The sequence below is a fragment of the Pirellulales bacterium genome, assembly GCA_019636335.1.
In the GTDB taxonomy this organism is placed as follows: domain Bacteria; phylum Planctomycetota; class Planctomycetia; order Pirellulales; family JAEUIK01; genus JAHBXR01.
Genome location: JAHBXR010000006.1, coordinates 247,417 through 267,450, shown reverse-complemented (window position 1 = coordinate 267,450; position 20,034 = coordinate 247,417). Strand labels below are relative to the sequence as shown.

The following is a 20,034-nucleotide window of genomic DNA, read 5'->3' as shown; positions in this document are numbered from 1 at the left end:
AATCCCCCTACCTATAGGTGCCGCAGCTATCGCGACGCGCACGCGAAAAATATCGAATCGCGAAAAACTTTTCTTTTTCGCCAGTCGCGGCCCTGGTCCACCGTTTGCCGCCCGTCACCGGCCGGCAAAAGTCGTTGCTTGCCGCGTGGCGGATGAGCATAATCGCCTCGTTCGCGATCCGCGCGGAATGGTTCGACTTCACTTCCTTAGGGGCTGTATGTGACCACGCCACCTGTCACCGGGCGTTCGCCCGACTCACATGCCAGACTGCTGGCCGCCGCTCGCGCAGGTTCCGCCGAGGCCCTGGGCCAAATGCTCCAAGGCTGCCGCGCCTATCTGCTCATGACCGCGCAGCGCGAGTTGCGCTCCGATCTGCGCGTGAAAGTCTCGGCCTCGGACCTGGTGCAAGAGACCTTCGCCGACGCTCACCGCGGGATCGTGGGCTTTCAAGGGACCACGCCCCAGGAGTTCGCCGGCTGGCTGCGCGGCATCCTGGCGAACAAACTCGCTCACGCGCGGCGCCGCTACCTGGCCACGGCGCAGCGCGATCTCCGCCGCGAGGCGCCCCCCGGCGACGAGAGCGCGCTCGAGAACCTGGTCGATCTGGTCAGCGAAGGAAAAACGGCGAGCCACTTGCTCGTGCGTGACGAAGATCGGCAAGCCGTTCAGCAGGCCATGTCGCGGCTGCCGGCCCACTACCGGCAAGTCATCCAGTTACGCAATTACGACCTGCTGCCGTTCGAAGAGATCGGGCACGCCATGGACCGCACAACGGGGCAGACGCGGGCGCTCTGGCTCCGGGCAATCCAACGCTTGACGAAGGAACTGCATGGACACGACCAATCGTGACGACGACACGCCGCCGAGCCAACCTTCGGCACATCGAGCTTCGGCGAATCCAGAATCGGCGCCGCAAGAGTCGGCGCTGGCCGAGTTGCTGGTGACCTATCACCAATACCTCATCGATCAATCGTGGCAAGGGAGCCGCGCGCCGCTGCCGGACGCCACGATGCAGCCCCGCGTCACGAATGGCGAGGCCGAGACCCCCCAACCTTCGAACCCGGCCGACTCATCGCTCGACGACTCGCTGGTGACCGATCCGGAGCTGGCCCAGAAGTTGGCCGAGTTGGAAGATTGCCTCTGGCAATTGGAGCTCCATCGCCGTGCCAAGGCAGCGCCACCTGCGATCGACGGACAAGATGCGGCGGTGCAAGAGAGTAAAGAGCCCTCCGCTCACACACCAGCCTTGTTTGATCTGGCTGGCAAGCGCATCGGCCGATTCGAGCTCTTGCGCGAGCTAGGACGCGGCGGGCTGGGCGTCGTCTTCCTGGCGCGCGATCCGGTCCTCAAGCGATTGGTGGCGCTCAAGGTTCCGCGTGGCGATTCGCTGCCCGGCGCCGAAGCCAGGGAACGCTTCCAGCGCGAGGCCCAGGCGGCGGCACGCTTGACGCACCCCCACATCGTGCCGGTCTTCGAGATCGGCGAAGTCGGGCCGCTTTCCTTCATCGCCGCGGCCTACGTGCCGGGCCAGAGTCTCGCCGAGTGGCTCCGCGAGCGAACTTCTGCGGTGCCGATCGAGGAGGCGGCTCGCCTGGTAGCCGATCTGGCCGATGCGATGCAGTACGCGCACGCGCAGGGTGTGCTCCATCGCGATCTGAAGCCGGCAAACGTGCTGCTCGAGTCGTCCACGAATGAAACAACGTTTCAGGTTGGCGAAACGGCGTCGGCCCCGGCTCTCTCGGGCAAGATCACCGATTTCGGACTCGCGAAGCTGCTCGACCAGGTCGGCCACGACACGCGGTCGGGGGTGATCGTGGGGACGCCCGCCTATATGTCCCCCGAGCAGGCCGAGGGGCTGGTGAACGAGCTTGGCCCGGCGACCGACATCTATTCGCTCGGCGTGATCCTGTTTGAACTGCTCGCGGGGGAGCCGCCGTTCCGCGGCAAGTCGGACGCGGCCACGCTGGCGCGAGTTGTGCAAGGCAAGACACTGTCGTTGCGAGCCGTCCGCGCCGACGTGCCACGCGACCTCGAAGCGATCTGCCTCAAATGCTTGGAGCAGAAGCCGGGTGATCGCTATACAACCGCCGGCGAACTGGCCGACGACCTGCGCAGATTCTGCTGGGGTGAAGCAACGTCGGCGCGACCGCTAACGGCCGGACAGCGCCTGGCGCGGTGGACGCGACAGAACCCGGTCGTGGCAACCCTATCGGCCCTGTCGATCGTTTTGCTATTGAGCGTCGCGACAATCTCCACGGTGGCGGCACTGCGCATCCGCACGGCGCGCGATGAGGCTCAGCAAACGGCCATCGCCGAACGCGAAGCGCGAGAACAAGCCGATCGCGCCCTGTTGGCCGAGCAAGAAGCCGTGCGCAAGGCACAACAGGCGGAAACAGCTGCCACAGAAGCACGCACCTTGGCCGAACAACAAGCAAAAAATGCCACGCAGATATCGAGCATGCTGGAAGAGCTCTTCACGACAGCCGACCCTTTGGGGATGGCCAAGCTCGGCTTCCGCAGGGCCGACGAAGTTGGCATGGACTTGCCACTGAGCGAATTGCTGAAACGTGGAGCCGAACGATCGCGAGAGAATCTCGCAGACCAACCCTTGGTGTTGGCCGCCATGCTCGACACCCTGGGGAATGTCTACAGCAATCTCGGGCAGGTGAAAGAAGCAGAGCCGCTCATTCAGGATGCCTACAACTTGCGGATGCAGCACGGAGCCAGTGACGCCGACATGGCCACCAGCAAACTGCATTTGGGCGTGCTACGACACTGGCAAGGCAGTCTTGACGAAGGAGAGCCACTGTTGCGAGACGCCTTCGAAGCGAGAAAGAGGATTTACGGAGTCGATGCGCTTGCCGTAGCAGATGCAGAATTCTCCCTGGCGTGGCTGATGGCGATGAAAGCCAATTACTTTCACTTTGACCAACGCGGTGACTATTTCAGGGAAGTAGATCGGCTTTGGGAGGACGTGTATCGAATCCGGCGCGCCAAGTTAGGGGCAGAGGACGGTAACGTAGGCTTTGTCTTGATGGCGCGAGCATCGTCCCTACTCGCACGAGGAGATGGGAACTCCGCACAACAAATGATGCTTGAAGCGACGCAGATACTGATGCAGCAGGAAGGTGGAGATCGTATTTCCTTGCTGATCGCGGATTCGCTGCGAGCACAATTGTTAGTAAAGCAGGGCAATCCATCCGGTGCGTTGGCAGTATATGAAAGGACGCTTCCGCAAATGCGCGAAATACTTGGACGCAGTCATTTTTTGGTATTTGCGGTTGCAATGGAGACTGCCAGACTTCGTTTAGAGTTGGGGCGACGACAAGAAAGTGAGGCCCTGTTTCGCGAAACAATAGCGAATATCTACGAGGTGATACCTAATGGCAGTCCACTATTGATGGAACCGCTGGGGCAAGCTGCGTCCAATGCGCTTCATTGGGGTGAGGTCGACCTCGCTGAGGAATACTATCGCCAAGAGTTTGAATTGCGACGAAGGTTCGAGGGTGAAGAAGCAGCCAGGCACGAGCCTTTCATAATGGCGTCGGTCTACATCATCGCCGGCCGATTCGACGATGCTTCTAAGCTATTACGAGAGCATCCGATGTCTGTGGAAGAAGCATCGAGGAACCCAAATGCGGCGCACCAATTTTCGCTGTGTGTACACAGCCAAATGGAGTTGGTGCACTGCTTGGGCAACCTCGACAACGCAGTTATTCTGGCACCACAACTCGCAGCACTCGATATTCCAGAGGGGCCTCACACTGCTCACGTGGTGTATTTGAAGCATAAACTGCACCCGCAAGTAGCCAATGAGCATCTGTTGACAGACACGACTGGACCAGTCGAGGAATGGTTGACCGCCTTCTCCCCAAAGTATCACGATCCTTGGAAGCGAGTAGTCCTGGCCAAGATACTCGTTGATAAAGGACTACACGACAGAATCGACGACGCCTATACCAGGATATTAAACGATCTGCAGGGCTCACCTACGCCGACCCTTTGGCTTGTCGCTCATGCCGAAAGCGTCATGGGTGAACTGCGTGCCGCCCAAGGAAGGAATGAGGAAGCCGAACGACTGTTATTGAGCGGCCTGGCGAACCTGCGCAAGTCGCGCGGCGAACACCACTGGCTGACTCGCGAAGCCGCCTCGGCGCTTGTGACGTTCTACAAGAACACCGGCCGCGAGGCCGAGACGGTTTCCTACGAACCGCTCTTGCAGGTTCCGCAACTCGCATTTGCGGTGGAGTTCAAGCCGCAAGGAAGTCCCTTGTTCGATATCGAGACATTGGCATGGGTTTCCGAAACACAGGGCGACTTTAATAGAGCCGAAGAATTGTATCGGAAGCATGCCCGTATGCGTCTGGCTGCCGGGGCGAGGAATACAATCTGGGAAAACCTTTCCATTGCCAGAACATACATCTATTCCGGGCGATTCGACGAGGCCGTCGCCTTGATGAGAGAAAACAAAGTTACCGAACAGGATGTTGTTGATGGCGTCGCGACGGGTAGTGCATCATTCCTTCTGTAAACGCGTGGCAGCCAGCATTGCTGTCATTTGCGCGTGAAGTGATCTTGGAAAGGGCGGGCCATACGCGGTTTTCTTTGGGAATTACCACATTTCCAAGGAGACACGCCCATGACCCACCGCGATCATCGTAACCGCCTCGACTTCGAGACCCAAGCCGACTCCGATTCGCCGGGCAGCTTCCACGAGCTGCTTGAGTTGCTTGTCGACCACGGCTTCGACGGCATGGCTCAGGCGATGCAGACGCTGTTGAATGAAGCCATGAAGCTTGAACGCAGCCAGGCGCTGGGCGCGCAGCCCTACGAGCGCACGCCTGACCGCCGCGGCTATGCCAACGGTTTCAAGGCCAAGTCGCTCCGCACCCGCCTGGGCACGCTCGAGCTGGCCGTGCCCCAGGCGCGCGGCATCGAGTTCTATCCGTCGGCTTTGGAGCGTGGCACGCGGAGCGAACGCGCGTTGGCCGCGGCGGTCGCCGAGATGTATCTCCAAGGGGTCTCGACGCGGAAGGTGACCGCCGTGATGGAGCAACTCTGCGGCCGCGAAGTAACCAGCATGCAGGTCAGCCGCGCCGTGCAGACGCTCGACGAAGAGCTGACCGCCTGGCGTGAGCGGCCGTTGGCCGAGGTTCCCTACTTGTTCCTCGACGCCCGCTACGAAAAGGTCCGCATCGGCGGCACCGTGGTCTCCTGCGCGCTCTTGGTCGCGATCGGCGTCCAGCCCGACGGGCGACGCAGCGTGTTGGGCCTGAGCGTCTCGCTTTCCGAAGCCGAGGTGCATTGGCGCGAGTTTCTCGCCGGACTGCAAGCGCGTGGCCTGCACGGCGTGCGGTTGATCACCAGTGACGATCACGCCGGACTGCGGGCCGCCTTGCAGGCCCGATTTGCGGGCGTGCCCTGGCAGCGATGTCAGTTCCACTTACAGCAGAACCTCATCGATCACCTGCCGCCAAACGTACCGCAGGACGAAGCCAGCCGCGATCTGCGCTCGGTGTTCAACGCGCCGAATCGCGCGGAAGCGGATCGGCTGCTGGGCCAGATGGTGTCGAAGCACGTCACGTCGGCGCCGAAGCTAGCGGCCTGGTTGGAGGCCAACGTGCCGGAGGGGCTGGCCGTGTTCGCCTTCCCGGCCGAGCATCGCCGGCGGCTGCGGACGAATAACGCGCTGGAGCGATTGAACCGCGAGCTGAAGCGGCGGACGCGCGTGGCGAGCATCTTCCCCAACGAAGCCTCCTTGCTCCGCCTGGCCACCGCGGTGCTGATGGAGACCGACGATGAGTGGCAAACCGAGAAACGCTACCTCCCCAAGACAACCTCGTAACCCCACCCAACAAAGGTCATTTACAGAACAACGGTTGCACTATCTCGCGACGGGAAGAGATTTCAGTGTATACGTGCAATGCCAGGCAGAAGTACTTCATTCCCAAGATCGTATTTCTGAAGCACAGTCACTCATTAACGACCTTTGGAACTCTACAATTCCCGGGAGAGTCTTTTTTCCGTTGCTTACGGAACACTGGACATGGCTTAACTACTTGCATCACGTAGAGCCTCACCAGGCGCACTTGCTAACCACCATTCAGCATCCCGTTGACAAATGGTTGCGTGAATGTGGAGGGATGTTTCCTGCAGATCCGGAAGCAGCATGGCGACGAGTTGTCGTTGCCAGAATCCTTTTAGAGATTGGAGAACAAGACGCTATTGATGCGGACTTTACTACGACACTTGAGTTCATGCGTAAACATGCGTTGCCTGGCAGTTGGTATCTTGGGGATGCAGAAGCAGTCATGGGCAAGCTGCGCAGCGCGCAAGGGCGTGACGAAGAGGCCGAGGCCCACTTGATTGCAGGGCTCAATATCCTGCGCAAATCACGTGGCGACCAGCATTGGCTGACGCGCGAAGCAGCCACGGCGCTCGTGAAGTTCTACAAGAAGACCGGCCGCGAGGCCGAGGCCGTTCCTTACGAACCGCTCTTGCAGGTTCCGCAACTGGCCGAATGAGCGTTCCCGCGCGCCGCGGCCCCTCCGGGCTATATAAGGACCAGCCCGCATCGCCGATCGCGACAGGGCGTGGTGTCCTTGTGACTTGAGTCCGCTTGCCAGCACCGGTCCCGTTCTCAGCGAACACTCTCCCTGGCTTCGGGAGGAGGGCAAGCGGCATGCGCGCAGTCTGGAAGTGACCGAGCGCGATAGCGTTCTCGAGGGGCTACCGCCGTTCAGCCACGAGACGCGCGCGGATTCTCGCACAGCTCAGGGGGGGCTGCCGAGCCGCGTCCAGCACCTGCCGAATGAGGGCTGCCATTGGCCCGTAATTCTTCTTGAAGGCCGCTTGCGCGGCGGCGATGTACTGCTCGATTCCGGCCTGGCTCGGTGTCGTAGTGCAGCAAAGGCCTGCCCGTCTGCGCGGCCAGATTTTGTAGGTCAGGTACGCCGTACCTGACACTTGTTCGAGTTGGCCACGTCGAATGTTGTCAGGTACGCACGTCCCTGACCTACGGGCTTGTTCGAGTTGGCCACGTCGCGCATTGTCACGCACGGCATGCGTGACCTACGTGCTGGAGTCCACGTCACGCTGGCCATCAGTCCATTCCCGTTTCCAGCATGTCATGGCTATCACCTGCCGGCCAATCGTGCGCGAAGTCCCGGCTTAGCCAGCCTCCAGCGAGTGCAGTCCCACGCCCACGCCGTAGGCGAGCGTCTCGAGCCCGGAGGCCAACGGGCTGCGCCTCACGGCGCACCCTTGGGCCAGGCCGATGCCGAGGAACGTGACGGCCGTGGCCACGGAGTTGATTGCAAAGCGCCGCGGGCGTGTGCTGGTGTTCGAGGCCGTCAGGCGTGCGGGCAGTCACCGCCCGCTCAAGGTTGTTCGCGTTGCCGTACGATCAGCACGCTCGCTTGTGCGTGCAGCAGCACTTTGTGCGACGTGCTCCCCACGAGCAGACGCTTCCAGACCCCCAAGCCCCGGGCGCCGAGTACAATCAGGTTGGCCTTCGTTTCATCGGCCGCCTTCAGGACGTGTTCGGCCGGCGTCCCCTCGGCCACGATCGGTTCCTGGTGGTGAAACAGCTCGGGCAGCTCGCTGCTAAACGCGATCAGTTCCTGGCGGCGCTGGGCCCGTTCGGCATCGTGCTCGGCGATCCAGGCCTGGGCCATCTTCTCGACCTCGGCGTCGCGCGCCTTTTCGGCCAGCCAGGTGGGCAACTCGCCGGCGAACATCGACTCCATCACATAGACCAGCCGCCCGGCGCTTCCGGGTGTCCAGGTGAAGTTCTTCAAGAATGCTCCCGCTTCGCGCGAGGCGGCCGAACCGTCAACGCCGAGCAGCACGCGCTCGCCATCGGCCGCGACAGCATTGCCGCGAACCACGAGCACCGGCACGTGCGACGTCTGAACCACCGAGTCCGACACGCTTCCCAACAGCAGCTTCTGCATCGTGCCGACGCCCCGCGCGCCGACGACGATCAGATCGGCCCGCCATTCCTCGGCGGCCACCATCAGGCCATGCCGCGGATGCTGCGTGCCGACAATCTCGTGGACGCTGGCGCGCAGCGGCTCGGGCAGGTGCTTGCGTGACTGTTCAAACACGCTGCTAGAGAGCAGATCTCGCGCGTGCTTGGCGGCTGCCGTCGGCGATGAGCCCTTCGCCTTCACCCGGATCTCCGGCGGCGAGTAGTAGAAGGCGACTTCATCCTTGCCCGCGGCCAGGAGTCGGCCGGCCTGTCGTACGGCGGCAAAACTGTGGTCGGATCCGTCGACACCGATCAAGACTTTCATACAGGTTCCTCTCCATCATTCGGGCGAAGATCGTCGAGCGGCACCTTGAATGGCGCTCCGGCGACTTCGCGAACATATCTGGGCACGAGATAGCCGGGCAGCCGCTCGCGCAACGATTCGATGATTTGACGCCCTCGCGATTCTTCGACCTCGAAGTGTGCCGCCCCGGTCACGCGGTCCAACTGGTGCAGGTAATACGGCATGACCCCCTGCGCCTGCAACCGTTCGCTCAGCTCGGCCAGCACGTTGACGTCGTCGTTGACCCCGCGCAAGAGCACCGCCTGGTTCAGCAGCATCGCGCCCGCGTCGCGCAGTCGTGCCAGGGTCAGGCCGACCTCGGGCGATAGCTCGGCGGGGTGATTCGCATGCACCACGACCACCGCGTGCAGGCGGGTCGAGGAGAGCCAGGCCAGCAATCGCTCGTCAACCCGCTCGGGCAGCACGATCGGCAGACGCGTATGAAGGCGCAGGCGATGCACGTGGTCGATCGACTCCAGCCGCGCCACCAGCCGCTCCAGGTGCTGATCGACGAGCATCAAGGGGTCGCCCCCGCTGAGAATGACCTCGGCCAGGGACGGATCGTGGGCGATTTCGGCGAGCGCCGGTTCCCAGGCGGCGGGGGTATGCGGCACCTCGCTGTAAGGAAACTCCCGCCGGAAGCAGTAGCGGCAGTGGACGGCGCAGGCCCCCGTCAGCACCAACAGGGCACGGCCGCGATATTTGTGCAGCAGCCCTGGGGCTCGTTCGGCCGCGCGGTCCCCCACGGGATCGGCACTGTAGCCGGGCAGATCCGCGGCCTCGTCCGCCTGGGGAAGCACCTGCCGCAGCAGCGGATCGGCCGGATTACCCCGTTCCATTCGGGCGACATAGCCCCGCGGCACCAGCAGGGGAAACGGCCCTCGGGCGGCTCGGGCCTGTTTCGCGAACGATTCGGGCAACTCGAGCAGGCGGCACAATTCGCCCACGTCCCGTACTGCCTGCCTTAACACGGTTTGCCACCGTGCCGCAGGCTCCCGGGACGCCGGGACAAAGTCGCGTGAAGTCGCTAAAATCGTCATGCGGTCCTTCCGCCTGATTCGGCCCTCGCGCCGAAGCGTAGCGGGTACACGGCAACCCGCTGCCGATAAGCATATCCCCCGCCGATTGGAAAACGAAGCAGGATTCGACGTGGCTACGTACAACACCAGCGAGTTCAAGAAGGGTCTCAAGGTCCAGATCGAGGGCGATCCGTTCTTGATGATCGAGTGCAATTTCGTCAAGCCTGGCAAGGGTCAGGCCATGTATAAGTGCCGGCTGAAGAACCTCATCCGCGGCACGGTCCTCGACCGTACCTACAAAAGCGGCGATTCCATCGACGCGGCCGACATCACCGAAATCGAATCTCAGTTTCTCTACAAGCAGCAAGACAAGTTCGTCTTCATGGATAATGCCTCGTACGAGCAGTACGAGCTGACGAAAGACCAGGTCGACGACGCCTGGAAGTACCTCAAAGAGGGCATGATCTGCAGCATGGTGTTGTTCAACGACAGCCCCATCAGCGTGACGCCCCCCAATCACGTGGTCCTCAAGATCGAATACTGCGAGCCGGCGGTGCGCGGCAACACCGCCACCAACCTGACCAAGCCGGTCAAGGTCGAGACGGGCGCCGAGTTCCTTTGCCCCGCCTTTGTCGAGATGGGCGAGTCGATCCGGCTCGATACCCGCACCGGCGACTACATCGAACGCGTCAAAGAGTAGGGAGCCATCGGTCCGCGGAGCCGCAGGTTGCGGGGGCGTATGCCGATGAGCGAAGCAATCGACCCGCACGCTTGGCGCCCCACGGCGAGCCTCGAGAATCTCGCACGCCGCGCAGCACTATTGCGCCGCGTGCGCGAGTTCTTCCACACGCGCGGCTTTCTCGAAGTCGAGACACCGATCCTCTCGCACGACATCGTGGTGGACCGCCACCTCGATCCCTTCGCCACGCGCTGGACGCCGGAAACGACTCGTCCGGAAATCGGCGAGACGCTCTGGCTCCAGACATCCCCCGAGTTCGGCATGAAGCGGCTGCTCGCCGCCGGCGCGGGGCCGATCTACCAGATAACGCGGGCTTTTCGCAACGGCGAGGCCGGCCCGCTGCACAACGCCGAGTTTACCATCCTCGAATGGTATCGCCCCGGCGATAATCTGGCCGCCGGCATGTCGTTGCTCTCGGACGTGGCCGAATGCCTCTTCGCGCGAGGGCCGGCCGACCGCCTGAGCTACGCCGAGGCGTTCCAATGCGAACTGGGCCTCGATCCGCATCGCGCCGAGGCGACCGAGTTGAAAGCGGCTTGCGAACGGGCAGGAGTCGCCGTGCCGGCCAGTCTTGCACCGGACGATCGCGACGGCTGGCTCGACCTGCTCGTGAGCGAGTGCATTCAGCCGAAGTTGGGCCTCGCACGGCCGACGATTCTCTACGACTATCCGGCCTCGCAGAGCGCCCTGGCAAGAGTGCGACACGAGGAGCCCCCCGTCGCCGAGCGATTCGAGCTTTTTGTGGACGGCGTCGAGTTGGCCAACGGCTACCACGAATTGACCAACGCCGCTGAGCTTCGAGCACGCAACACACGCGCCAACATCGCTCGCCATTCCGATGGTAAACAAACGCTCCCCGAAGAGAGCCGTCTGCTCGACGCCATGGAGGCAGGCTTGTCCGACTGCGCCGGCGTGGCCCTGGGATTCGATCGCGCCCTCATGCTGGCCGTCGGTGCGAAGTCGATCGACGAAGTCATCGCCTTCCCGCGCGAGAGAGCATAACGAGCGTTACGGCAGCGAGCGGTGGAAGTGGACGTGCCGCCAGGAATCACCCTGACGCTGCCAGACGCGCGTTTCCTCGCACTGCGCCGTGATCGGGGAGCCGTCTGGCCCCAGCTTTTGCACCAGCCGCACGTAGGAGACGATGCCGACGTCTCCCACCACGCGCACGTGCGGTTCGGCCATCGTCACGTTCACGGCCGACTTGCTCGCGCCGAGATCGAAGTAATAGCGATGAAAGGCCATGCCTGAGACGAGATGCCCCTTCGCCTCAGGCTCGAAGCAGGTGATCGTAGGATCGCAGAGTTGCTCGTACGTCTTCCAATCGGCGGCAAAAATGGCGTTGAGCAGCTTTTGATTCAGGGCGAGCAGGTTTGCTGCGGTGGAGTCTTGGGGCATATGCAAGGGTTCCTGACGATCGTTTGCTCGGATTGCACTAAGTTGCAGGAAGCCGGAATTGGACGACCGTTTCCCGGAGTAGTAAACTAGAAGTAGTCCTGATTTATCGGAAGTAGAAGTACACCGGAGCTCTCCAAAAAGCATTCGCCCAGCGGTCCGGGCGAACATGGTGGAAGAAAACGATGTCTCATTCGATCGACTTAGGGTCGGCTAACAGCTACGTTCGGGACTTCATTCGCGAACTGGGGCCGATCCGTGAGCCGATCGATCTCGTTTCTGAAGGTACCATTGTCGCGCGCATCATTCCACCGACCGAGCTGTCCGATGCGGAGAAGCGACAGGCCTTTGAACGCAGTTGGCAACTCGTGAAACAGGCTCGTGAGCGGACTGCTGGGGTGCCTGAACGCGAGATTGCCAAGCTCGTCGATGAGGCGGTGGACCGAGTTCGCTCGCAGCCATGATTCAGGCGGCGCTTGATACGAACGTGGTCGTTCGAGGCATTCTTGCATCGCATCCTCAAAGCGCCAGTCGCCGCGTGCTTGACGCACTCTACCAAGGCGACTTTACGCTATTACTCTCGCCCGAGACACTCGTCGAAATCGAGCGAGTCTTATCCGACGAGAGTATTCGCTCACAGCACGGCTGGTCGCCTGCCGAGATCCGAAGATTCTGCGAAGGTTTGCAGGGCGTGTGTCGAATGGTGGCGCCGGTGACGATCGTGCCCCCGTCGCTGCCACGAGACGTCACGGATGCGAAATGGCTTGCTCTGGTGTTTGACGCAGGCGCAGACTTTCTGGTTACCCACGACACGAAGCATCTCGGGCGGCTCAAGAAATTCGGCACGACCGCGATTGTGACGCCAGCGGCATTCTTACGAGCCGTCGCTCGCGGCGCCGAACGATGACTCAAGATGCCGGGGTAGCGGCCTTCCCCATCATCCCCAGCCGCACCAGCTTTTCGCGGCACTCGTCCCGTTCGCGGCAGCGCTTCAGATCGGCCCAGGTGGGGTCTTGCACGGCCAGCAGATCTTCATCCGTCGCTTGCGCACGGCCCTGCGCTGCCAGATGTTGCACGAGCCGGCCGATGGTCTCGATGTCGAGCCGAGTCAGCATCATCGATTTCATCCGATAATCGACGAACGCCTCCCACACCAACGGGAACATCGGCCGCACGATCTCCTGCCCAATCGCCGTGGCATACTCGCGAATCTCGAGCTGCGCGTGGCTGTCCATCCGCAGCGCGAGGAAGTGCAGCAGGTTGTGCAGGTCGATCTTCCAGTACGCCTCGGTATAGGTCGAAAGGGGGAGATCCTTGCGCGCCTGCTCGCGGGCCACCCCCGCCTCGATGCGTTCCTCGTACACGCGGCGCGAGCGGGCCTGAAACTCGGCCTCTTCGCCCGAGAGCTTCGCGCCGATCTCCGCGTCGAGCGGATCCCCGCTCCCCTGGCGGTTCGTCGCGGCCTGGCTGCGCCACTGATCGGCGGGCGTAGCCTGCGCCGCGTCGATCGCCAGCGAGTAGCGCGTGCTGTACTCGTTCACGCTGGCCGAGCGGTGGCGAATCCACTGCCGCCAGGTGTCCATCGGCACGCGGACCAGCAGCTTGATCTCGGCCATCTCGAACGGCGTCGTGTGCCGGTGCCGCATCAAATAACGGATCAAGCCGCGATCGTCCGAGACCTTCCGCGTCCCTTCGCCATAGCTGACGCGCGCGGCCTGCACCACGGCCTGATCGTCTCCCATCGCATCGACAAGGCAGACGAATCCATCGTCCAGCACCGGAATCTTGCGCCAGCGAAGTGCCTCGAGTTGTTCGGCGTTCGTAGTCATGCTGCGTCGGTCTTCCGCCAGAGATTTACAGCGCCTCGGACATCCGTCGCCGGGGCCGGCAAGGGGAGCATTCTAGCGTTCTGCTAGCAGGCCGGGGAAGTATTCCTCGGCCTGTGCGGATCGCAGGATGCGATCCCAAAATCGCGACGTCAGTCGTGATTTTGGGAACCTGGCGAGGGGGAAGAATGCCACGAGGGCATTCTTCCCCAGGCTGCTCGCGACTGCGGTATCGCCTTGCAGCAGGGGCACATTTCCGCATAATTTCAGCGTCTCGATCGTCGTGTGAGCAGACTCGCTCTCCGTGGAGCGGTGTCCATGTCGTCGGCGAGGCAGGAACCTCATTTTCAGGGAGGAATCTCTCGATGAACTGGCGACGTACTGCAGCTTGGATGCTTCTGGTGACCCTGGTCGTGGGCGTGGTGGGTTGCGGCAATCCCGAGGGGGCACGCAACGTCAAGGACAACACCACCGATATCACGGCGACCGAGGCCCCGTAACGGGGCGCCTCATTCACTCGTGGCATGGACGAGGCCCCGAGGCAGGCTCGCTGGCCCGGCAGCTTGCGAGGTTGCGTTATCGCGCGGACGCCGCGCCGCGCCGTGGCTCAGGTGCTGGCGCCGGTGGAGCGGCCCCCTTCGAGAGTCGCACGATCAATTGCTCCAGCAAGGTCCGTGGCGGGAGCGAGCTGGCCCCTTTGAGCGCCAGGTCGGTCTCGAGCAGCCAGGTGTAGAGTTGCTCGGCGCGTGCGCGCCCCAGTTGTCGCAATTGCGCTTCGGCCTTGGCGAGGACGAAGGGCTTCATGCCCGCCTCGACCAGGGCATCACGTAGCGAAATGGCGCCACGTCCGCTGCGCGACGCGGCAATCAGTCGTGCCGCGGCGGCGAACCGCCGCAAGGAAGAACCCATTTGGGCCATCAGCCCGACCGGGTTTTCGCCCCCGCCCAGCAGGAGATCGAGTTGCTCGAGCGCGGTTTTCGCGTCTCCCTCGAGAGCCGCGTCGAGCAGCACCCAAATCGTCTTGGCGCGCCAGCCGCCGACGAGGTCGGCCACCGTGTCGCGTTTGACCGTCTCGCCCGGCCCGGCGAACGCGGCCAGCTTGGCCAGTTCTTGATCGAGCACGCCGAGCGAACGCCCCACGATCTCGACCATCAGTTCGGCCGCCGCGGCCTCGAGCTTGATCTCGTGCCGCTCGCGCGCCCAACCGACGAGCCATTTCTGGATCTTGGCGTCGGTCGGCGGCGCGCAGTCGATGAGCAGGCCCGAGGAGGCGACCGCCTTGTAGAGCCGCGTCGTCGAGGGGAACGTCTTCACGTCGAGCAGCAGCACCGAAGCGCCGCGCGGCTTGGCGACATAATCTTCGAGCGCCGCACGATGGGCCGACACGAACTCATCCGCTCCTTCGACCACGACGAGCCGCCGCCCGCTGCTGCCGAAAAGCGACAGCGTGGCGAGCTCGTCGAGCACGTCGCGCAGCGCGGCCGCGCGCCCTTCGAGCCTCGTGAGCGAAAAATCACCGTCTCCCCCGCCGAGCACCTCGCGCCGTAAGGCAAGCAGCACCTCACGCTTCAGAAACGGCTCATCCCCAAACGCCACGCACACCGCCGGCGCAGGATGCTTGGCCTGGGCAGCGAGGTAGTCGAGAGCGTTCAGTGCTGCGGGCATGAATGAATCGTGATCTGTAGACGCAAGTATCTAACGGCGATAGTCTGTCAGCAGTATACCAAATCGGGATTCTCGCTCTACGTCACTCCCTGGAGTATTCTTGCGTGAGAGAGACGAAGAGGAGGTTGTTATGAAGGCCAGGGGCACTATCTTGAACGAGCTTCGCACGATTCACGACGGGGATACTCGCCATCGCCGATTTCGACTGCGCGATCGACGAGACTCCCTGGATGCACCCGTCGCGCGCTGTTTTGCGTCGCTATCGTGCCACGTGCTACCGTCGACTTGGACGTGACCAGGAAGCCGCCGTCGACGAAGAGAGCGCGAACCAGATCGAGCGTTTCCACGCGAGCGAGCAGAACTGATTCAGCGAATTAGTTTGGCTTCACCCGCCGTCAGCGGCGCCGGCTCCTGATGAATAGCCGGCGTCTCGATCGGGATCTCGCCGTCCCCCTTGTTCGCCTTGCTCGCGAAGGCGAACGGCTCCGGCGGGTTCACCGCCTTCTCCCCCTTAATCACCACGACGCGCGCGACCGTCTGGTCCGGGTTGTAGTGGACTTCCAACTGCACGTCGGTGCCATCGGCGATGGCTTCGGCTGGAATTCCCACCACTTCCCACAAACCGAACGTCGCCACGTCGGCCGCGCCATGCACCAGCGCCCGGGCCGCCTTGTTCGCTTTCGTGTAGCCCTGCTTGAAGGCAAACACGTCGACCGTCTGCCCCTGCTGCACGTCGCTCCACACCGGCGCGCCTAATTCGGCGATCACGTGCGTGCGCGGCACCCCCCGGTACAGCACCTTCATGTCGCGCTTGTCGGGCTGCTGCGTCGCCTTCACCGCGGCGCAGCCCCCCGCGCACGCCAGCAGGCCGCAGAGGAGCAACGCCAGTCCAGTGTACGAAGTCGAATTCATCGTGGAAGGAAACAGGTTGACGGGAATCGTTTCGTCCGCCGGTGGGGGCGAATCATAGAGACGTCCGCCGCGCGCGGTCAACTGCGCCGGGTCGGTCGTGGCGGCTGCTAGCAGGGCAGTCACGCGATTGCAGGCGCAACGTTATCTCTGGCGAGCACGTCAGCTTCCGCTCCGTGACTCCTCCACCGGTCGAATCGTGCGAATGTGCCCCTGCGGACGCATCTGGTCGAGCGAGATCGGTTCTTCGGTGGTCGAGTTCTGGACGTTGCCCGCCTGATCGCGCACCTCGAGCCGGATGTATACCTTCATCGGAAGGTCGTTCTTGAGCTGCCATACGTAGCGCCCCGTGTTGTCGATGCCGCTGGTGATGGGGGTCCACGGACCCTCGGTCGATTCGCTGTAGAAGAGCGCGATCGGGTGGTCGGCCAGCATGACGTCCGCCGCCTTCCACTTGATGGTCAGCTCCCCCGCGCGGTCGGCATTCTCGGGCTTGATCGGGGCGAGACGCGCCACCGGCTTCGTCAGGTCGACGCCGATCCACACCTCGGGCAGGTCGCCACTGCGCGGCGCGAAGCCCCCCAAGCCACTGCCGCTGGTGACCGCGATGCGAAAGCCGTAAATGCCTTCTTCATCGACCGAGACGACGAGCGGGCTGCGCTTGTCGATGTCGACGCCGTAGCTCGACCAGGTGCGTCCACCGTCGCGCGTCCCCCATAGTTCGACCTTGCCGATTCCCGAGGGCCCAATCGAATCGACTTCGTATTCGAGCTCGAAGCGCCGCGAGTTGACGATGTTCGGTCGCTCGCCGATCGGCAGCAACTCGAGACCGAACTGATCGGCCCCCGGAGCGAGCTCTGGCGTCGGGACTGCCGACTCGCTCGGCGCCCCCAGGGTGTCGAAGGGTCCGCTCGCTCGCTCGCGCGACGTGGTGACCGGCCGCGAGGTGTTCGGAGTCGCGGGATTCCCCAGCGGCAGCTCTTCGACGATCGCGTCGCTATCGTACGGCGAGGCCTCGCCGGGCAGATTCACCACGCGCGTCGACGGTCCAGGCCGGTTGTTGGCCAACTCGCCGGGGGCAATCTCTTCAACGCCACGACCAGGGGCAATCTCTTCAACGCCGGCATCGGCCCCACCCTGGCTGACGGGCGTCGCCGGGGCGCCGCGGCCACTCGGGAAACGCTCGCTCATCGAAGGTGGTGTGCTGCTCGTGTTCGCATCGCGACGCGCGAACGGCGGAAGCGGCAATTCCTCGGCGGGCCACGTTTGCGCCGTGTTAGAGATCATGCCCGGCCGCCTTTGCAAAGCCACGTCCTGGTCGACTCCTTCACCATCGAGCGTGGAATTCGCGGTGGCCGTGCCGATCCGATCGAGTCGCACCTGCGTCACGGCCACGTTGCCCGCCTCGTCAGTGATCTCGGCGCGAATCGCCAGCGGCCGGGCGGGCCCCTGGGGCAGCCAGGTCGTGCTGCCGCGCGAGACACGCGGAATCGAACGATCGTCGGGCGGGAAGCTCACCGCGCGCCAGGGATCGGGCGAATCCGCCACGCGGAACTCGATCTTCAGCGAATCGGGATTCAAATTCCGATCGCGCGCCAGCCAGCGGACCTCGACCTGGCCGCTTCGACCGCGCTCGGCTTCCAGATCCAGTCGCGGTTGCAAGGTGTCGACCACGACGCGCAGCTCGGCCTGCGGCGGCGTCGGCGGAAACAGCCCCCCGTCGGTCCCCATCGTGCGCACGAAGAACCAGTATTCGCCGTCGTGGGGGGCCTCGAAATTGAATCGGCCGGCGTCGGGCAAGGCCCGCGCGCTGCGCTGCCACGTCACCCCCCGATCGCTCGACACGTGAAGCTGGACCTCGGAGGCCTCCTGCGCCGCGATTTCCGGTCGCTCGACCCGAAACGGAATGACGAACGAACGCTGTCGCGTGTAGACCGGCTCGTTCGGATCGAGCGTCTCCGCGGGCGCAGCGCTAAACGTGCTCGCCACGATGGCGAACCAGGCGAGTCCCATCCTTAAGACTCGACGCACGTTCAAGTCATCGATCCCCCAGTGAAAGCGGCAAAGGACGCGCGCAGCGCGAGCCGGCGCGACAATCCTTTACTGGGTATCGGCGGCAACGGTCCTGCGACGTGAAACAGGCGTGCCGGCGGTTTTGACCGGGCAAGCTGGGGTGACTTTACGGCGCCGCGGGGTCGGCGGTGGCCTCTTCACCGGCATCGAGCGGCGTGTCAGCCTCCCCCGTATTGGCGTCCAGAGACACGTTACTGTCACCGGAAGGGGCGATGCTCGTTCCGTCGAGCGGCTGATGACTTTCGTGGCCACCGATCGTCAGGTAGTCCTGCAGGATTTGGGGATCGATCGCGTCGCTCAGGAACCGCGTCTCACCGTCGGCAAGCAGCACGTTGGCGCCCCCGGGATGATCGCTCGAGATGGCCGGGCCCGGCACGCCGTTGACCTTGGTGTTCAGGGCCATGTGCGTGGGGTCGTGGGGAGACATCCAGGGGAGCTTCGCCCCCGAGGGCCCCGACGATTCGACAACCGCGATCGTGTGCTCCAGTCCATCGGTGACGTCTGCGATCGCCACGCGCTGCGACGGATCGAACAGCAGGCCGGGGCCGACCACCGCCACGTAATTCGTGTCGTACAGGCCCAGCGCGGGATCGGCGCTCGGGCAGCGGAACACCGGCGGCATCTCCTGCTCGAGTTGCTGGTTGTGCGGACCGTTCCACGGCTCGTCGAACGAGTAACGATCGTACAGCTCGGTCTCGCCCAGAAAGGGAAGAATCAGCACGCGCCAACTGTGCGCCGGTTGCCCCTCGGCGTCGACGAGGTAGGGGGGCGGAAAGCAGCCGTGCGCGTCGTGATAGCTCTGCAACGCCACGCCGATCTGTCGCAGATTGTTCTCGCAAGTCAGGCGGCGCGCTTGTTCTCGCGTGGCGTTGATGGCGGGCAAAATAATCGCCATCGGAACGCTGATGACGCAGCACAGCGCCAGCAACATGATCGCGACCGAGAAGATCCAGATCAGCTTGTTCGACTTCGCCGGCGCCGTGGGGGTCGGCGAGTAGGCCGACGCATCGAAGCTGGGAGTCTGCGATCCGGAAGCCGCAGGCACCTGCACCGTCTTGCCACATTGGAAGCACGGACCGCTCTGGCCGGCGTACTTCTCGTCGACCTGCGTGCGAGTCCCACAGTGAGGGCAGGTAAAGGGGATGGGCATGCGGCTCAACAAGATCCTGGAGCGTTAGGGTTAGCAACAACTCGTCGTCATGGTGCCGCGCTAGTTCGACACATTCAAGGGAGCAACGGGTTCCCGTCCCCAGATCGTCAACATGGCACGCAACTCAGACGCTGGCAAATCGTCTTGGATAAAATAGATGCTGGCGTCACCCATGAGCATGTTGACGCCACGCAGATGTTGGCTGGCAATCGCCGGCCCGGGGGGGCTGTTGAGTGTTGGTGGCAGGCGTTCTGCGGGAATGTCCTCGGGAGACATCCAGTGAATGTTTGCTCCGAAGGGCCCAGAGGACTCGACCAGGGCAATCGTTTGCGACAGGCCGTCCAGCACGTCGGCGTAACGGTTCACCCGATTCGCATCGAACAAGTAGCCAGGTCCAACGACGGCCACATAATTCGTCGTCATGGGATCCGAGGAATTCATCGCGCTGGGACATCGGAAAACCTCTGGCATCTCGGCTGCCAGTTGCTGGTTGTGTGGTCCGTCCCAGGGTTCGTTGAAGTCGTAGCGGGCATACAGATCCGCGGCGTCCAGAAAAGGCAGCAAGAGGACGCGCCAACTATGCATCGGCTTGCCATTCGCGTCCGCCAGGTAGGGGGGCGGAAACGAACCGTAAGTCTCGTGGTAGTTGTGCATCGCAAGACCGAGGTACTTGAGATTGTTTCGACAGGTCGATCGCTGCGCCGCTGCGCGCGCCGCTTGAACCGCCGGTAGCAATAACGCGATCAAAATGCCGGCGACACAGAGCAATACCGGCACCGCCGCAATGGCGACAATCACCCACGTCATCCCACTCGAATTTCGTGAAGAAGATGCACGGGGCCCATAGTTGCCGAAGGGTGTCAGACCATCGGCCGGCGCGGGAATTGTAACGGTCGCCCCGCATTGAAAGCAGGGACCGCTTTGGCCGGCGAAGCGATCGTCG

At 63.1% G+C, this 20,034-nt stretch carries 17 protein-coding genes; 8 read left to right on the top strand and 9 right to left on the bottom strand.

What is annotated here, in order from left to right:
* Positions 1-219: 219 nt before the first annotated feature.
* From KF708_08775 to KF708_08760, 4 genes are all read left to right on the top strand, one after another.
* Positions 220-849 carry a sigma-70 family RNA polymerase sigma factor gene (locus KF708_08775; protein ID MBX3412768.1) on the top strand — a complete coding sequence of 210 codons (630 nt, stop codon included), beginning with the start codon at positions 220-222 and terminating at the stop codon, positions 847-849.
* Complete coding sequence (locus KF708_08770) at positions 830-4,531, top strand: protein kinase (GenBank protein MBX3412767.1); 3,702 nt, start codon at positions 830-832, stop codon at positions 4,529-4,531. The genes KF708_08775 and KF708_08770 overlap by 20 nt, the downstream gene beginning before the upstream one ends.
* A gap of 186 nt (positions 4,532-4,717) precedes the next feature.
* Positions 4,718-5,845, top strand: coding sequence for an IS256 family transposase (locus tag KF708_08765; protein ID MBX3412766.1), 1,128 nt, complete (start codon positions 4,718-4,720; stop codon positions 5,843-5,845).
* Positions 5,846-6,089: 244 nt separating this feature from the next.
* Positions 6,090-6,524, top strand: a complete 435-nt coding sequence (locus KF708_08760; protein MBX3412765.1) for a tetratricopeptide repeat protein — start codon at positions 6,090-6,092, stop codon at positions 6,522-6,524.
* An 855-nt stretch (positions 6,525-7,379) separates the two neighbouring features.
* Here KF708_08760 and KF708_08755 read toward each other — a convergent pair.
* Both KF708_08755 and epmB read right to left on the bottom strand, forming a co-directional pair.
* The gene (locus KF708_08755; protein ID MBX3412764.1) at positions 7,380-8,297 is read right to left on the bottom strand and encodes a universal stress protein; all 918 of its coding nucleotides are present in this window, start codon (positions 8,295-8,297) and stop codon (positions 7,380-7,382) included.
* A complete protein-coding gene (epmB, locus tag KF708_08750; GenBank protein ID MBX3412763.1) occupies positions 8,294-9,355 on the bottom strand; it encodes an EF-P beta-lysylation protein EpmB in 1,062 nt (353 codons plus the stop codon). Before epmB ends, KF708_08755 begins: the two co-directional genes overlap by 4 nt.
* Here epmB and efp point away from each other — a divergent pair.
* Positions 9,354-10,034 (top strand): elongation factor P, encoded by a 681-nt coding sequence (gene efp / locus KF708_08745; GenBank protein MBX3412762.1) that lies wholly within the window; start codon positions 9,354-9,356, stop codon positions 10,032-10,034. The two genes, epmB and efp, sit on opposite strands and share 2 nt — an antisense overlap.
* A 45-nt stretch (positions 10,035-10,079) precedes the next feature.
* Positions 10,080-11,075: an EF-P lysine aminoacylase GenX gene (genX, locus tag KF708_08740; GenBank protein MBX3412761.1), complete on the top strand. Its 996-nt coding sequence runs from the start codon at positions 10,080-10,082 to the stop codon at positions 11,073-11,075.
* Positions 11,076-11,081: 6 nt separating this feature from the next.
* Here the strand turns inward: genX and KF708_08735 are convergent, their stop codons facing one another.
* Entirely contained in the window at positions 11,082-11,471 is a 390-nt protein-coding gene (locus tag KF708_08735) for a nuclear transport factor 2 family protein (protein MBX3412760.1), read from the bottom strand.
* Between the two features lie 182 nt (positions 11,472-11,653).
* Between KF708_08735 and KF708_08730 the strand changes: the two genes are divergently transcribed.
* Positions 11,654-11,932 (top strand): hypothetical protein, encoded by a 279-nt coding sequence (locus KF708_08730; protein MBX3412759.1) that lies wholly within the window; start codon positions 11,654-11,656, stop codon positions 11,930-11,932.
* Positions 11,929-12,375, top strand: coding sequence for a putative toxin-antitoxin system toxin component, PIN family (locus tag KF708_08725; GenBank protein ID MBX3412758.1), 447 nt, complete (start codon positions 11,929-11,931; stop codon positions 12,373-12,375). Before KF708_08730 ends, KF708_08725 begins: the two co-directional genes overlap by 4 nt.
* A gap of 1 nt (position 12,376) precedes the next feature.
* Here KF708_08725 and thyX read toward each other — a convergent pair whose 3' ends face one another.
* From thyX to KF708_08695, 6 genes are all read right to left on the bottom strand, one after another.
* Positions 12,377-13,297: an FAD-dependent thymidylate synthase gene (gene thyX, locus KF708_08720; GenBank protein MBX3412757.1), complete on the bottom strand. Its 921-nt coding sequence runs from the start codon at positions 13,295-13,297 to the stop codon at positions 12,377-12,379.
* Positions 13,298-13,870: 573 nt separating this feature from the next.
* A complete protein-coding gene (gene holA, locus KF708_08715; protein MBX3412756.1) occupies positions 13,871-14,959 on the bottom strand; it encodes a DNA polymerase III subunit delta in 1,089 nt (362 codons plus the stop codon).
* A 366-nt stretch (positions 14,960-15,325) separates the two neighbouring features.
* Positions 15,326-15,994: a hypothetical protein gene (locus KF708_08710; protein MBX3412755.1), complete on the bottom strand. Its 669-nt coding sequence runs from the start codon at positions 15,992-15,994 to the stop codon at positions 15,326-15,328.
* Positions 15,995-16,030: 36 nt separating this feature from the next.
* Positions 16,031-17,881, bottom strand: coding sequence for a hypothetical protein (locus KF708_08705; protein MBX3412754.1), 1,851 nt, complete (start codon positions 17,879-17,881; stop codon positions 16,031-16,033).
* Positions 17,882-18,047: 166 nt separating this feature from the next.
* A complete protein-coding gene (locus KF708_08700) occupies positions 18,048-19,100 on the bottom strand; it encodes a DUF1559 domain-containing protein (protein ID MBX3412753.1) in 1,053 nt (350 codons plus the stop codon).
* A gap of 51 nt (positions 19,101-19,151) precedes the next feature.
* Positions 19,152-19,889: a DUF1559 domain-containing protein gene (locus KF708_08695; protein ID MBX3412752.1), complete on the bottom strand. Its 738-nt coding sequence runs from the start codon at positions 19,887-19,889 to the stop codon at positions 19,152-19,154.
* Positions 19,890-20,034 lie beyond the last annotated feature (145 nt).